We start from the raw sequence: 16,819 nt of genomic DNA on the forward strand, positions 1-16,819 counted from the left end.
CATGTGGCATAAGGGGTACTCCGTTTGTCTCTTTTTACATGGTAATTATTGTAATGAAAATTGCTCAACTACAGTTAGATAGATAACTAACAGGTTTTTCACAAATCTATTAGGGAAGTCGAACTCCCAGCTCCAGCTCGGCTGAAAGAACAACTTTCATCGTATGCATTTTAATCAATGTCCCAAAGTATTCATTCATTCATGAAAAATAGAGATCTGTCAAGACGTAATACATTTTTATTGATTTTCATTTCTTTGCACCATGATCGGCAAAACGATAGAATTTATTATGAGTTTGCACCTTTTTCAATACGGCTTTAAGATTATGACCGCTATTTGGTGATGGAATGATTTTATAATAACGGGGAGCATTAAAAAATGTGCTCTCCGTTTTTTATATTTTTCCATAGATCATTTTTTTATTTTTACAGTATATTTTATTCCTTCAATTCGAAAACTTAACTTCAAAATTTATTCCCTCTCTTTTACGATCGCTTCAACAAATGCTCCAAGTGTTTTTCGTTCTTCTTCCGTCAGTTTTTTTGTATTTTCAATCAGTTTGATCAAGTCAGGCGGCAATTCAGACAGTTCGCCAAAGAATTCGCTTAGCGATATTTCCAATGCATCACAAATTGTTTTTAATTTATCGATTGAAGGCATTGTTCGGCCTTTTTCAATGTCTGATAAGTAAGGTTGTGAAATGTATGCTTTTTTAGCAAGCTCTGTCACTTTTAAGTTTTTCGCTTCTCGCAAATTGCGAATTCGTTCTCCAATTTTCACAAATATCACCTAACTATATTATATTATGAGAAAGTTTGGAAAAAATGGGCAAACACAGCTTTTTATATCGTAAATAACTATAAAATAATTGACATTATAGTATATAACTATATAATAGAACCTGTAGAAAATTTTTAGTGATTGGAGGGATTAGCTTGTTATTAATAAAAGAATCCAATTGTTTGTAATTTGAACAGCTGAAAGTGTCGGCGTATCTTTCTCTAAATCAAAAAAATAGTCTTTTTTATCTATATCATCATAACAGGTTTTTTTAAGTTAATTGAAAGCGCTAACTATTCAGAGGGATAAAAGAAAAATCCTGATAGGGGGTAATGTCATGAGGAATAATATGTTCATAATGATTGTATCTTTCATTTTCCTTGTTGGTATATTATCTGGCTGTTCAAGCAACAGTAAAGACGCGAGTTCAGATGGCGGCGAAGTAAAATTAACGATGTGGTATCCAGAAGGTGATGAGTCAAAAGCATATAAAGAAATCGTGAAAAGCTTTAATGAAAAATATGATGGAAAAATAGAAGCTGAAATTACTTTCATACCGCGTGGAAATAAATATGCATATGAAGATAAAGTCTCGGCTGCCGCTACAAGTAATACACTTCCTGATTTGCTTGCACTTGATGGACCGAATGTAGCAAACTATGCAGATGCGGGAATTATTCAACCGATAGACGGTTTAATTGAAAATGAAAATGATATTGTCGATTCGATAATAAAGCAAGGAACTTTCGATGGAAAACTTTATACTGTTGGATTAACAGAATCAACGGTTGCACTGTTTTATAATGTGAAAATGTTAAAAGATGCTGGCATTACTCCCCCAGATACATTAGAAGAAGCGTGGACCTGGGATGAATTTTACGAAGCAGCCAAAAAACTAACGAATAAAGAAAAAGGGATTTATGGTGTAAACTGGACGCTTGATTATGGAGAATGGATTATTTATTTTACTGGACCTGCAGTATGGAGTAACGGCGGATCCTTTATTGCGGAAGACGGTTCAAAAGCAGACGGATATATTAACAGTCCTGAAACGGTTGAAGCATTAGAATTTTTCCAAAAGTTTACTAAGGAAGGATTAGTAAATTTACAACCGACGCCAACCGAATTTGAAGATGGAAAAGCAGCGATGAAATTGATGGGATCCTGGCAATGGGCAAAATTGCAAGATTACCCTGAAACCGAATGGGGAATTACTTATTATCCAAGAAGTCCAAAAGGCAAACAAGTGTCACCGTCAGGAGATTGGAACTGGGGAATTTCCAAAGATACAAAGCATAAAGAAGAAGCTGCAATTCTTTTAAACTATATGATGGAAAAAGATAATGTCATAAAAGTTGCAAGAGTGGCAAATAAACCGCCAGCAACAAAATCAGCTTTTGCAGAAATGACCGAATGGAACGAATACCCGCTAAATATACTAAAAGACCAAGTATTGCATACAGCTCATCCAAGGCCTTCGACAACAGCGTATCCTGTACTTTCAACAAAATATGGACAAGCGGTGCAAAATATATTTTTAGGCGCTGATGTCAAAAAAGAATTAGATAAGGTTGCCAAAGAAGTTGATAAAGAAATTGCACGTAAAAAACAATAACATAAGTACTGCAACATATAGAACTAGAAATAGTTCTATATGTTGTTTATATGTGTGAAGTTAATTTAAAGAAAGTAAGATAGGGCGGTGAACGGAATGGCCATGTCGTTTATAGCAAAGCAAAAAAGCCAAATGAAATATAAGCAGCAACAGAGTTTGCTGGGTATACTATTTACATTGCCGGCAATGATCTTGCTGTTTACTTTTTTAATATTACCGGTTATTTTAGCATTCATCTATAGTTTTATGGACTATACTATGTTAAATCCTGATGGGAAATATTTCATAGGGTTAAATAATTATATTAGATTATTCCAAGATGAGCTTTTTTTAAAATCACTTAAAAACACTTTATATTTTACAGTAATTGTGGTTCCGCTTCAATCGGCTGTAGCTCTCTTTCTAGCGCTTCTTATCAATAAAAAGGTTAAAGTTGCACCGATTGGGCGTGTATTTTTCTTCAGCCCGGTTATAACTTCAATGGTTGTTGTCGCAATTTTGTGGACATTTTTATATAACGCAAATGATGGATTCATTAATAGCATATTGAATTTTTTTGGTATTGAAGATCAGCCATTTTTGTTAAGTGAAAATCAAGCAATGGATTCTATTATATTTATGTCCGTTTGGCAGGCATCAGGGTTCCAAATGATGATATTTCTAGCAGGTTTACAAGATGTACCTGAAATTTTATATGAAGCTGCAGAAATTGACGGAGCAAACGCTTGGCAAAAATTTAGAAATGTTACTCTTCCGGGTATTGCAAACGTAACTGGGTTTGTTCTTATCATTACAACCATTCAAGCATTTAGGCTTTTTATACAGCCTTATGTTATGACAAACGGTGGCCCGAGTGATTCAACCAAAACACTCGTTTTTATGCTCTATGAAAACGGATTTCAATTTAGAGATGTAGGGTATTCTTCCGCAATATCAGTAGTCTTTTTCTTAATTGTCATCATGACATCATTTTTAATGAAAAAACTTTTAAAACAGTAGGGGGTGGAGAAAATATGAAAAACATTACGAGAAAAAAATTGTCCAATATGATGATAACAGTTTTTATTCTCGTATTAGGTATTTTGTTTATATCGCCGCTTCTGTGGATGGTGGTAGCTTCGGTCAAGCCGGAAACATTAATTTTTAAAGAGATGGGAGGGCTTGTTTCTTTTATCCCAAAAGAAATTACATTTGACAATTATCTTAAAATATTATTTACAGAAGACATAAATTTTTTCCATTATATGTGGAATAGCTTGCTTACTGTAGGCGTGATTGTTTTAATGGGCACGGTTGTAAACTCGATTTGCGGATATGCACTCGCAAAATTAAAGTTTCCGGGCAGCAATTATCTATTGCTTATTATTATTGCTTTATATGTCGTTCCGTTTGAAAGTGTTTTAATACCTTTATATATTATTGTAAATCATTTTGGATGGATCAATGAATACCCAGCTCTAATTGTTCCGTTTATTGTGGATTCTTTCAATATTTTTTTATTTAGACAGTTTTTTATGGGAATCCCTAACGAATTGGAAGAGGCCGCCCAGCTCGATGGTTCTTCGCCATGGCAAACGTTTTGGAGAATAGTCGTGCCGAATTCCAAGCCTGTTTTTGCAACAGCTGCCATATTAACTTTTGTCACTCATTGGAGTGATTTTATGTGGCCTCTGATAGCGACAACAGATGAGTCAATTCGAACAGTACAAGTCGGGATTCAATATCTCTTTACGGATCATAATATTGAATATGGTCAAATTATGGCGGCGTTAACTCTAACCACGATTCCTGTTATTGTAATTTTTCTGTTTTTCCAAAAGTATTATGTTCAAGGTATTACTTCGAGCGCGATTAAAGGGTAAAATTCCCTGCGAATGACGTTCTAAGGCTATCACCTGTACAATAAAGCTAAATATAATCTCCGGATTTATGAATGTGAAGGACGAAGCATTGTTTGGGCAACACAATGGAGGATTATCGACTGCAAGATTTATAGGGAAAAGATAGTGCGTTTTCACGGAAACTTGTTAGAATGAAGAAGATACGTTTGCATGCTGTTAAAAGAAAAAAAGAGCGGGGTGTGGCTATGTATCATGAAAAATATCGACCGCAATTTCATTTTAGTCCAAAAGAAAATTGGATGAATGATCCGAATGGGTTGGTTTATTACAAAGGGGAATATCATTTATTTTTTCAATATCATCCCCATAGCATGGTATGGGGGCCTATGCATTGGGGGCATGCGGTAAGCAAGGATTTGGTCAGTTGGGTTGAATTGCCGATAGCGCTTTATCCGGATGAATTAGGACAAATTTTTTCCGGAAGTGTCGTCGTTGATAAAAAGAATACAAGCGGTTTCAAAGCAGGAGAAGAAGATGTGATGGTTGCTATTTTTACCCATCATGGCGACGATCATGAAAAACAAAGTATTGCGTATTCAAACGACAGGGGAAGAACGTGGTGCAAATACACCGGCAACCCGGTTATTCAAAATCCGGGGCTGAAGGATTTTCGCGATCCGAAAGTTTTTTGGCATGAAGATACCAATCAATGGATTATGTCGGTTGCATGCGGCGATCATATTCGGTTTTTTGGTTCGCCGAATCTTATTGACTGGACGTTTTTATCTTCTTTTGGCCAAGATTACGGTTCACATGAAGGGGTTTGGGAGTGCCCTGATTTAATTCAAATTCAAGTAGAGAATGAAGACTATCAAAAGTGGGTGCTGCTTGTCAGCATCAATCCCGGCGGGCCAAACGGCGGCTCAGCCGTCCAGTATTTTGTCGGCGATTTTGATGGGAAAACATTTTATTGTGACAACAAGAAAACGGATGTAAATTGGGTTGACTTCGGCCGGGATTTTTATGCGGCTGTTACATGGAATAATATTGAAAATCCGATTTTGATTGGATGGATGAGCAATTGGCTATATGGCAATGAAGTGCCGACAGACCCTTTTAGAGGTTTCATGTCTATCCCGAGAACATTAAGTTTGCGGAATGAAAATGGCCGCCTGAGACTGATTCAGAAGCCGATTGATATTTCTTCTTTATATAGTGAAACATTTTTAATGAATGAGACGTTAACTCTTAAGCACGGCGAAAGAAACGAAGTCTGTCTCAGTAGTTTGCAAACATGTATGATCGGAAATATAGAAAAAAATACATCTTCTACTTTCATAATGAGTATTAAAGGCAGCTCCGACCGGCTCGACATTATATTTGATGCAAAAAAACAAGAGGTTGCAGTAGATCGCAGCAAAAGTGGACAAGTATCCTTTTCAAAACACTTTTCCAGCATCGACAAAATGAAAGTGGAGGGAATTTCAAACTTTACCATCATCATGGATCAAACGTCGATCGAATTGTTTGTCAATAATGGAAGCAGCGTCATGACCGAAATATTTTTTCCGAATGACCGAACCCACAAAGTAGAATGGAGATCCATTGATGGGGAAGTCGTTTTAAATTTAACAGCACATCGCATTAAATCAATATGGAGTGACCATGCTGACCGAACTTGCCCGTAATTTGCTTAAAAATTCATCTATGCAGAATCATTGCGGCTGCTAACCCTGCATTCTCAGCAATCTAACTTGTTTATGATTTAACCTGAAACTGACAAGCAATTGGCAGAACAAATTTTAACAAAAGGGGCAGCCGGTTAAGTCATTCGGGCATTGATCGGATCGCTTTCATTGCCGCTTCCCCCAAAACAGTATCGTTGTCCTTTTCAGCAAGTTTTTATGGGGCGGTAAATGCCGCAAAACAATCACAAATTGCTGCTCTACAAGAAACTAAAAGCCATAAACACTCGAATGGAGCCGTTTATGGCTTTTCGGGTTTCTGGAACCTCGGAATACTGCAATTTTTTCCTACAACCAAAAATAAACCGGGCTTCTTTTTACACCCGATTTTTCTTAATTAAACGTTTGATTAAGGATTGTCAGCGGTTAGGGTAAATATCCGTTATTTTGCAGGAAGGGAACATCTATGAAAGAAAAATAAGGGCATGGTGGGTCAAATCCAATGAACGATCAATTACAGAAATGACTGGTTTATAAAAGGGATCTCAGGTTTTTATTTAACAATGTTTCGATTGCCGATAACAGTACGCTTTATCTGTTCCGCAAAGCTGTCAGCGCAATTTAAAGGAATTACCGATAACCGTTCGGCGATGCTCCTAACGATTCGGGTGAAGGACACTCTTTATACTCAATGGAAGTTCAACGAATGCAGCACTTCTCGGTTGCAATTGTTGGAATAAAACTTTGGCACGTCCATCTGCTGCTTGCGATAACGGCGGTTAAATGACTGATATCCCGGTTGGACACCGCTATGACCCACTTTCATTGAGTGGGCAATACGGCATTTTCCGTTCCTGCAGTCTTGTTCTCCCGCTTGATGTTTTCATGCATCAAAACGGGGCTGCCCTTGTCCATCTCCGCATAAAAATTCAATTCATGAAGGGCAGCCGTTTTTTCTACTTATGAAGCCGGTAAGGAACGGTTGAGACGATCACGTTTTTCTTGTAAAGAAGATACAGCCTCAGCAAAACGCTGGATTGGTTGTGCAAAAAGTTGTGCCAGCTTTTTTTCGGTATGAATTGGGGAATCAGAACTGTTACGGTGCTGTTTCTTTCCTCCGCCTTGCCTTCGATCGTATCCACCAGCTTGGAAATAGGAGTAATCAGATCACGATAAGATGAAATGAGTGTCACAAGGCGGATATCTGGTCTCCATTTCTCCCATTTCTCTTCCATTCGATGCGCGCTTTCCCGGTCAAAGGCCACATATACCGCCACAATATAATCACCAATCGATTGGGCGTAATTTAAGGAATGCTCGACTACCTTTGTGATTCCCGCAACAGGTACAATCACGACATTTCCTTCTATTTTGTCTAACGTCTCATTTGGATTGACCCGCAGCTGTTCTGCCACGGCATCATAGTGCCTGTGGATTTGGTGAAAAATAAATACGATTAATGGCAGGAATATAAGCACTGCCCATACTTGCGTAAATTTTGTAATAAAGAAAATGCAAAGCACGGTAAATGTAATCGCAGCGCCCAGAAAGTTCGCAAGCAGCTTCGGCACCCATCCCGCCGGTTTTTCACGCAGCCATTTGACGATCATCCCTGTTTGCGACAAAGTAAAAGGAATGAAAACGCCGACGGCATACAAAGGAATTAACTGTTCCGTCTGTCCTTTAAAAGCGATAATGAGCAAAATCGAAGCAATGCCGAGCGTGATGATTCCGTTTGAATATACTAAGCGGTCGCCGCGAATCAAATACATTCTTGGCATGTATTTATCGGATGCCAGATTATAAGCGAGCATGGGAAATGCGGAAAAACCCGTATTGGCCGCCAACACTAAAATAAGGGCGGTTGTTCCTTGGATAAAATAATACATAAAATTCCTTCTAAACACTTCGGAAGCGAGTTGGGAAACAACCGTCTCTTCTGCTTTTGGAGCAATTCCATACCAATACGCCAAAAATGTGACTCCTACAAATAGAAATGCAAGAATAAAACCCATCATCACCAATGTTTTGGCCGCATTTTTGGCTGACGGCTCTTTAAAATTTGGTATGGCATTTGAAATCGCTTCTACCCCTGTCAACGCAGAGCAGCCGGAGGCAAAAGCCCGCAGCAGCAAAAATAAGGTAATTCCGGGTACCGCAGTGCCAATTGGTGTATGCAGGGATGCCGGAACTTGTCCGTTTAAAATTTGAAAAGCTCCGGCAATAATGAGAATTGCGAGTGCCAGCACAAATAAATAAACGGGATAAGCCAAGACGGAAGCGGACTCGGTCACACCTCTAAGGTTCAGGATCGTGATTAACACGACAAGTGTAATGGCAATTCCTACAGTGTATTTATGTAAAACAGGAAAGGCGGATGTAATGGCATCCGTTCCTGCGGAAACGCTCACTGCCACAGTTAAAATATAGTCGACCAGCAAAGAGCCTCCGGCCACGAAGACCCGGGTTGATGCCCAAATTCGTTTTGGAAACGACGTAAGCCCCGCCACCTTGCGGATAAGAGTAAATGATTTGACGGTATGACAAAATCAGCGCCACCAATAAAATAAGAACTCCTGCCGCAATAGGAATGGAGTACCAAAAGGCAATAGCTCCGATCGTGGCGAGAACAAGCAAAATTTGTTCCGTTCCGTATGCAACCGAGGATAGAGCATCGGAAGATAAAATAGCTAATGCTTTCAGCTTGCTCAGTTTTTGCTCTCCCAGTTCGGTTGATTTCAACGGCCTGCCGATTAAGAATCGTTTTAACGATGAAAACATATTTACACCACCAATGTGCGTAATTTATAACAATATTATTATGTTACTCAAGAAATAAAGTCAAATCCAAAAATATTGTGTAAATTTCGCTTTTTTACCGAATTTTTTTGCCGGTTGCTCGCTTGCGCCATCATTCGTTATCATAGTGGAAAACGCCTCTTTTTTGATAGTCATGGTGATTTTCTCAAATCTACTATACCGAACGAGAGGTGTTTTCATTTCTATAAAGAAATTTTTAAGGTTGGCAGAAGGTTTTCAGAACGAAATGATGAGGGATTATGATCGAATCCGCAAATTTTAATAGTGGGAGGGAGAACTCCATGTCCGATTTTGAACCGTGCAGGGTGCTGATTGTGGATGATGAGGTTCTGATAAGACAAGGGATCAAATATTATATTGATTGGGAAAAAGAAGGTTTTCAAATTGTCGGCGAGGCTTCTAACGGACAAGAGGCTCTGAACATGATCGAAGAGTTCAATCCCCATATTTTAATTACGGATATGGTCATGCCTTTAATGGATGGGGAGCAATTGACAAAAATCGTGAAAAAAAATTACCCCGAAATGGAGGTGATTATATTAAGCAGCTTTGGAGATTTTGACTATGTGCGCTCTTCTTTTCAAAACGGAGCTGCCGATTATATTTTAAAGCCGAAAATGGATTGTCAAGAGCTCTTGAATGTTTTGCGTAAGGCGGCTCATAAGATTCCGAACTTTCGCAGTGTCAAACCTAACAGTAACAAACACCTCTCCATAGAGCAAATTATTGAAAAGTTGTTATCCGGATATGATGGCGGAGATTATCATGAAAATCTCATAACCGATGTTTTGCCGAAAGAGCAATACTGTTTTCTTTCCTTGCTGCTGCCGGAGAAATTCAAAATGAAGCCATCTGTTTTAAAAGAAGAGATTTGTGCAATGCTGCCAAAATACTTCCAAGACGTCTGCTGCCTTCCAATAAAAGCGGAAGAAGCAAGCATCACTTTTTTATTGAATGTTGATGTTGCCCATTTGCCTGTTGTAAAGAAACAATTGAATGAATTGAGCAGATCGACGGCTGCTTTGTTTCCAAATATAAAATGGTTTTTAAGTAAACCGTTCACGGCGATTAAAGAGATAAAAAAATTTTATGAGGAAAATTTATGGAACATGAAGCAATATTTGTTTTACCTGCCTGAAATGGAGGTTGTCATTTGTGATGCACTTCCTCCATTACCAAAAGAAAAGAAAGTGTTTGATTTAAACCATTTTTTAAAAATGTTTCAGCATAAACAATTTGAAGAGGCTTTTCAATATTTATTGGAATACGTAGACTATTTGTCTCGCCAATATACGAAAGACGTTTTTGAATTCAAATCGTTTCTTGGCAATATAGTTTTTAATATAACCGTTCTGTTAGAGAATATGAAATATAACAATCAAGACTTGGAAAAAGAAAAATACCGCTACTTTTCCGAAATTAATGAAGCAAAGGAAGTGAAAGAAGCGATCGGTTTTGTAAACGAATTCTTGGACAAGGTGAAGAAGGCGGTCTTTTCAAGCGGACATCCAAAAAGCCAGTCCAATATACAGCTGCTGTTGGATTATATAGAAGAACATTATGCGGATCCGCTAACTTTGACGGAGATGGCAAAGCATTTCCATTTTAACCCGACTTATTTGTCCGCCTATTTTAAAACCCATCATAAAGAAGGATTTAGCGAATATTTGAACAGGGTAAGAATTAAAAAGTCAATGGAATTATTAACGTTGAGCAAAATTTCAATTTCCGATATCAGTGCAATGGTCGGCTACTCAGATCATAGCTATTTTTGCAAGGTTTTTAAAAAAATAACCGGCATGTCACCCAGCATTTACCGCAGAAAATATTCATCCGGGGAATGATCAAAAATGGCAGGAAAAATATTTGAATATTTGAATAACAGTCTTTTTATGAAAATCTTTGTTGTGATGGTCGTCAGTATCGTATCCGTTTCAATTTTAATTGCCTGGAGCATAATCGGCATGTCGGAACGTCTTTTCATGGAAACGTTTAGCATTACGAATAATAAAGTAATGGGTCAAATAAAAACGAGCTTTGATTCATTTAGCTACTCCGTCGCTAATGTGGCTAATCATATTCAACAAAGCGGATCAATTAAAAGAATGCTGAAAAGAGAGGATGCGAACTCGCTGGATATGGCGAGGACGACTTACAATATGAAAGAGCAGCTAAAACAAAATTATTCTTCTGTTTCCCCATATGAGGCGAATATGATGATCGCAGGAATGAATGGCCGGTTGTTTAGCATGGACTATAACAATTGGAGCATTTCAATGGACGAACTGCAAAAACATCCGATAACACGGCAAACGATGAAAGACCCGAAAAGATTGCGGTATCATTTTTATAACGCTAGCGCGGATCATCCTGCGGATGCTGAACCGGCCATTGTTGCGTCTAAAGCGCTTTACGACAAAAATGCGGGCAAAATTTACGGCATTTTGTATATTTCAGTAGGTGAGCGTACATTCCGGCAGTTTTACAAAAATTATACCGGCAACGGCAATGATGTCATGGTTTTGGATTCGTCAGGTTTCATTGTATCCAGCAATCAAGAAAAAATGATTGGGAAAAAATCGCCGCAACTGCTTCAATATACAAAGGAAATGGAGAAAAGCAACGTTCGCTTTCAAAACGTTGAATTATTTGGGAAAGATTATATTGTTTTGGCACAATATATGCCGGCTTTCGATATGCATTTAGTCAACATGATTGATAAAGAACTGATGGCTGATCGTTTAATAGATCAAAAGGAAATTGCCGTAATCATTCTGGTGATTGTCGCCGCAGCTTTAATCGTTGTATTTATCCTTACAAGAAGGATGACCAATTCATTTAGAAAACTTGTACAGGAAATTTCCAATATGGCAAAAAATCATTTTAAGCAGTATGTCACAGTCAGCGGAGGAGATGAAACAAGAAAGTTGGCGATCGCTTTTAATCGCATGCTCGATGAGTTGCATGAATATGTTGATCAGCTGATAAGTACACAAAAAAAGCAGCGGAAGGCTGAATTAGAAGCGCTCCAACGGCAGATCAATCCGCACTTTTTATATAATACTTTAACTTCCGTCAAGTTTATGGTTCAGCAAGGGGATAAAGAAAAAGCCGCAAATACCATTCATGCGCTGATTACGTTACTGCAAAATTCCATTGGAAACATCAGTGAAACGATCACGGTGGAACAAGAGCTGAATCACTTGAAAAGTTATGTGCTCATCAATCAAGCCAGATATGGGGATCGAATAAAAGTCAATTATTTTGTTTCGCCGGACAGCTTAACATGTCATGTGCCGAAATTGATTATCCAACCTTTTATCGAGAATGCCTTTTTTCATGCTTTTCATAAAAAAAAGGAAGGCTATATTCAAATTCTGATCGCCCGCAGAGAAGGCAAGCTCATTTGCGAAGTGATCGACAATGGCGACGGGATGGCGCTAAAGGAAAGAGCCGATTGGCCAAACATGCCGAAAAGAAAAGGCCAGCTTTTCAGCGGAATCGGCGTGCGCAATGTGCATGAGCGCATTCAATTGTTATACGGAAAAGATTACGGAGTTGAAACATCAAGCCGGTTGGGAGAGGGAACAAAAATTAAAATCTCTTTGCCTATTATAGAAGACGAACAGATTTGTGATATAAAAAATCTGCAAAAAACTTAAAAAATTACAAATTCAGCCCCCCTTTCGATGTTAAAAACAAAATTTTTTCCAATTATCTTCTAAAGATCATTCTAACGGTCTTCTGTTTTGAGCTGATATGATTTTGAGTACGAGGAAAACGCTTACATAAGTGAAGGGGGTTATTCATTTGAAAAAAGTTTTTTATTTGATGGTGTTTGCGGTTTTCTTGCTGTCAGCTTGTTCATCAAGTTCTGAAGGAAACGAGGGCGATGCAGGAAGCGGCAAAGGAAACGGGGACGCCATTACGGTATGGGCGTGGGATCCAAAATTTAATATAGCCGCATTAAAAATTGCTGAAGAGTTTTATCAAAAAGATCATAAAGATTTCAACCTTGAGATTATTGAAAATGCCCAGGCGGATATCGTTCAAAAATTGAACACCGGTTTAAGTTCCGGTACAACGAAAGGGATGCCGAATATTGTCCTGATTGAAGATTATCGGGCGCAAAGCTTTTTGCAAGCGTATCCCGATGCCTTTTATGAATTATCTGATTACATCAATCCGGATGATTTTGCAGAATACAAAGTCGCAACAACTAGCGTCAACGGAAAACAATATGGATTGCCGTTTGATACCGGTGTTACGGGTTTGTACGTCAGAACAGATTATTTAGAAAAAGCCGGTTATACACCGGAAGATTTAACTAATATCGATTGGCATCGGTTCATTGAAATCGGCAAGGATGTGAAAGAAAAAACCGGAAAAGATATGCTTACCCTTGACCCGAATGATCTCGGAACGATCCGAATGATGATTCAAACAGCCGGATCATGGTATTTAAAAGAAGATGGAACAACGCCTAATATTGCGGGAAATGAAGCTTTGAAAGAAGCTTTTCAAGTATATAAAGAAATGATGGACGCGAATATAGCGAAAATCACATCCGACTGGAGCCAATTTGTCGGCGCCTTTAACAGCGGCGATGTGGCAACGGTTCCGACCGGAAACTGGATTACGCCAAGTGTAAAAGCTGAAAAATCCCAATCGGGTCAATGGAGGGTTGTGCCCATTCCAAAATTGAAAGTGGATGGGGCTGTCAATGCTTCCAATCTGGGCGGAAGTTCATTTTATGTATTAAATATCCCGGGGAAAGAAAAAGCGGCGGAATTCCTTGCCAAAACATTCGGCTCGAATGTTGATTTCTATCAAAGATTAGTCACGGACGTTGGAGCTTTAGGCACTTATAAACCCGCTGCAGAAGGAAAAGCTTATGAAAGCAAAGATGAATTCTTTGGCGGACAATCGATTGTATCGGATTTTTCAAAGTGGATGAAAGAAATAAAAGGTGTGAACTATGGAATGCACACGTATGCGATTGAAGATATTCTTGTCGCTGAAATGCAAAATTATTTGAACGGCAAAGATATTGACGATGTTCTGAATGATGCGCAAAAACAAGCGGAAGCACAACTTCATTAATTTCATTTTCTTAATTAAAAGCCTTGGGCAGCTGCCTGACATTGTTTGGCAGGAAACCTTGCCCTTGGTTTTATTCTTTAAGCGGAGTCAAGGAGTGAGAAACCGTGAGTGTCAGACTGAAAAAAAATGCCATTGGATGGTTGTTTGTCATTGCATCAGTAGTTTTGATTTGCCTGTTTTACTTCTATCCAATGCTTCAGGCATTACTGTTGTCATTCCAGTCCGGACCCGGAGCAAATCTGCATTTTGCAGGTCTGGACAATTACAAAAGATTATTTATGGATCCAACCTTTATTGCAGCCGTTACCAACACGTTTATCTATTTAATCGTTCAAGTGCCTATCATGATCGTGCTGGCTTTGTTTATCGCTGTCTTGTTAAATGACAAAACATTGAAATGGAAAGGATTTTTTCGAACGGCTATCTTTTTGCCATGCGTCACTTCTCTTGTTGCGTATTCGGTCATTTTTAAATATTTATTTGCGGAAGATGGTCTCGTTAATATAGTGCTCATGAAACTGTCGATCATTCCGGAAGCTATTGATTGGCTTACTGACCCTTTTTGGGCAAAGATCACCATTATTATCGCCATTACGTGGCGGTGGACGGGCTACAATATGATTTTTTATTTATCAGCCCTGCAGCATGTCGACCAGTCCATCTATGAAGCGGCTAAAATGGATGGAGCTTCACCTTTTCAGCAATTTTTTAAAATCACGGTTCCGTTGTTAAAGCCGATCATTTTATTTACATCGATAACCTCAACTATCGGAACATTACAAATTTTTGATGAGATTATGAATATTACAAAGGGCGGTCCGGGCAATGCGACAATCTCAATCTCTCAATATATTTATAATCTCTCATTTGAATACACGCCGGATTTTGGATATGCGGCAACCGTTTCCTATGTTATTGTCATCCTTATTATCATTCTTTCCATTATTCAGTTTAAAGCGGCAGGTGATCGCAATGTTTAAGTTGAAAACAATATTAATATATGCTTTTTTAAGTATGGCAGCATTTGTGTCCATTTTTCCGTTTCTTTGGATGATTGTAAGCATGACAAATAAATCGGTTGATGTTACCAAAGGGCGTATCCTTCCCGGCGGTTATTTGCTGCAAAACATTCAATCTTTATTTACAACGGTAGATCTTGTTCCGGCGTTCATCAATTCAGCCATCATCGCCATTGTGACGACAGTAGCGGCTCTATTGATTGCATCATTGGCAGGTTACGGTTTTGAAATTTACAAAAGCAAAGGGAAAGATATTGTCTTTAACATTTTGTTGTTATCCATGATGATTCCTTTTGCTGCACTGATGGTTCCGTTGTATCGGATGTTCGGGAGGATTACGCAGACTTTCCCTTTTATTGGAATTGACACGCTGGCTGCAGTCATATTGCCGACGGTCACCACTGCTTTTTTGATCTTCTTTTTTCGCCAAAATACAAAGATGTTTCAGAAGGAGCTGATCGAGGCCGGCAGAATAGATGGCTTAAGTGAGCTGGGAATATTTTTCCGCATTTTCGTCCCGTCGATGAAAACAACATATGCGGCAGCAGCTATTATTACGTTTATGAGCAGTTGGAATAATTATTTGTGGCCTTTAGTTGTTTTGCAATCTCCGGAAAAGAAAACGATTCCGCTCCTTATTTCGAACCTCGGCGCAGGGTATGCGCCTGATTATGGTGTTATCATGACGGCGATCGTTATTTCAACATTGCCGACAGCGTTTGTTTTTTTCTTTATGCAAAAGCATTTTGTTGCCGGTATGATGGGATCTATCAAATAAACAATAATGATGAAATGAGGGATGATCATGGAAAAGCCGTTAAAAAAATATGTTTATACTCCGCCAAAAAACGGGTATCCGGAGTGGAACCACAACCCGGAAATTTTTCAATTAAACAGAATGAAAGCGCACGCAACGCTTATGCCTTATAAAACATTGGAAGAGGCATTAAGAGGAAAGAGAGAAGAGTCCGATTATTATCAGTCTTTAAACGGGCAGTGGAAGTTTGCTTTTTCAGAAAACCCTGAGAAAAGAAACAAAGAATTTTATAAGATCGCTTTTGACAGCAGCAATTGGGATGATATAAAAGTTCCGGGGCACTGGCAGCTGCAAGGGTATGATTACCCTCAATATACGAATATCCGTTATCCGTGGGAAGAGATAGAGGATATAAAACCGCCATTTGCTCCAACAAAATACAACCCAGTTGGCCAATATATCACAACTTTCACCGTGCCGGAATCATGGAAAGGGCTTCCTGTTTTTATCAGCTTTCAAGGTGTGGAATCCGCCTTTTATGTTTGGCTGAACGGGGAGTTTGTCGGTTACAGCGAAGATTCCTTTACACCGGCGGAATTTGATGTAACCCCTTATTTAACAGATGGAGAGAATAAACTGGCAGTTGAAGTTTATCGTTGGTGCGATGCAAGCTGGCTTGAAGATCAAGACTTTTGGAGATTAAGCGGCATTTTTCGGGATGTTTATTTGTACGCTACACCGCACATTCACATATGGGATTTCTTTGTGCAAACAAAGTTGGATGACAATTATGAACATGCTGATTTAAACGTTCAAGCAAAAATTTGCAATTATTTTTGTCAAGAACGGAAAGGCCTGCTGCTCGAGGCGCAGCTGTTTGATCAAAACGGACAGCTGGTTGTCACGAAGCCTGTTTCGGTCGATTTCATGAACGGCGCAGCTGAACAAGAAGTCCGGGTCTCTGCTTTCGTTGAAAATCCTTTGAAATGGAGCGCGGAAAAGCCTCATCTATATACGCTTGTTCTCTGTTTGAAAGATGAACATGGCGGGGTCATTGAATTTGAAAGCTGCAAAATCGGCTTCCGCACGTTTGAGATAAAAGACGGCTTAATGAAAATCAATGGCAAACGAATTGTATTAAAAGGCGTGAATCGCCATGAGTTTTCTGCAGACAAAGGAAGAGCCATTGGCTATGAAGA

11 protein-coding genes and 1 pseudogene are annotated in these 16,819 nt (G+C 38.8%); 10 read left to right on the forward strand and 2 right to left on the reverse strand.

What is annotated here, in order from left to right; translation table 11 throughout:
* Positions 1–471 precede the first annotated feature (471 nt).
* Positions 472–780, reverse strand: coding sequence for a helix-turn-helix domain-containing protein (locus AC0KTX_RS05545; RefSeq protein WP_474251249.1), 309 nt, complete (start codon positions 778–780; stop codon positions 472–474).
* Positions 781–1,060: 280 nt separating this feature from the next.
* Here AC0KTX_RS05545 and AC0KTX_RS05550 point away from each other — a divergent pair, with 280 nt between their 5' ends.
* The 4 genes from AC0KTX_RS05550 to AC0KTX_RS05565 all read left to right on the forward strand — a co-directional run bounded on the left by AC0KTX_RS05550 (position 1,061) and on the right by AC0KTX_RS05565 (position 5,924).
* A complete protein-coding gene (locus AC0KTX_RS05550; protein WP_474251250.1) occupies positions 1,061–2,395 on the forward strand; it encodes an ABC transporter substrate-binding protein in 1,335 nt (444 codons plus the stop codon).
* A 96-nt stretch (positions 2,396–2,491) separates the two neighbouring features.
* Complete coding sequence (locus AC0KTX_RS05555) at positions 2,492–3,394, forward strand: carbohydrate ABC transporter permease (RefSeq protein WP_474251251.1); 903 nt, start codon at positions 2,492–2,494, stop codon at positions 3,392–3,394.
* Between the two features lie 14 nt (positions 3,395–3,408).
* A complete protein-coding gene (locus tag AC0KTX_RS05560) occupies positions 3,409–4,257 on the forward strand; it encodes a carbohydrate ABC transporter permease (protein WP_474251252.1) in 849 nt (282 codons plus the stop codon).
* Between the two features lie 224 nt (positions 4,258–4,481).
* Positions 4,482–5,924 (forward strand): glycoside hydrolase family 32 protein, encoded by a 1,443-nt coding sequence (locus tag AC0KTX_RS05565; RefSeq protein ID WP_474251253.1) that lies wholly within the window; start codon positions 4,482–4,484, stop codon positions 5,922–5,924.
* 953 nt (positions 5,925–6,877) lie between these two features.
* On the opposite strand, the pseudogene AC0KTX_RS05570 reads toward AC0KTX_RS05565, so the two are convergent.
* Positions 6,878–8,702, reverse strand: a pseudogene (locus AC0KTX_RS05570) (APC family permease).
* A gap of 320 nt (positions 8,703–9,022) precedes the next feature.
* Here AC0KTX_RS05570 and AC0KTX_RS05575 point away from each other — a divergent pair.
* The 6 genes from AC0KTX_RS05575 to AC0KTX_RS05600 all read left to right on the forward strand — a co-directional run.
* Positions 9,023–10,585 carry a response regulator transcription factor gene (locus tag AC0KTX_RS05575; protein WP_474251254.1) on the forward strand — a complete coding sequence of 521 codons (1,563 nt, stop codon included), beginning with the start codon at positions 9,023–9,025 and terminating at the stop codon, positions 10,583–10,585.
* 6 nt (positions 10,586–10,591) lie between these two features.
* The gene (locus tag AC0KTX_RS05580; RefSeq protein WP_474251255.1) at positions 10,592–12,403 is read left to right on the forward strand and encodes a cache domain-containing sensor histidine kinase; all 1,812 of its coding nucleotides are present in this window, start codon (positions 10,592–10,594) and stop codon (positions 12,401–12,403) included.
* Between the two features lie 148 nt (positions 12,404–12,551).
* A complete protein-coding gene (locus AC0KTX_RS05585; RefSeq protein ID WP_474251256.1) occupies positions 12,552–13,844 on the forward strand; it encodes an ABC transporter substrate-binding protein in 1,293 nt (430 codons plus the stop codon).
* 104 nt (positions 13,845–13,948) lie between these two features.
* On the forward strand, positions 13,949–14,824 hold the full coding sequence (locus AC0KTX_RS05590) for a carbohydrate ABC transporter permease (RefSeq protein WP_474251257.1): 876 nt from the start codon (positions 13,949–13,951) through the stop codon (positions 14,822–14,824).
* The gene (locus tag AC0KTX_RS05595; protein WP_474251258.1) at positions 14,817–15,641 is read left to right on the forward strand and encodes a carbohydrate ABC transporter permease; all 825 of its coding nucleotides are present in this window, start codon (positions 14,817–14,819) and stop codon (positions 15,639–15,641) included. The genes AC0KTX_RS05590 and AC0KTX_RS05595 overlap by 8 nt, the downstream gene beginning before the upstream one ends.
* A 27-nt stretch (positions 15,642–15,668) precedes the next feature.
* The coding region (locus AC0KTX_RS05600; RefSeq protein WP_474251259.1) for a sugar-binding domain-containing protein at positions 15,669–16,819 on the forward strand (1,151 nt) is incomplete at its 3' end.

Source organism: Aeribacillus sp. JST-2, from assembly GCF_056032925.1.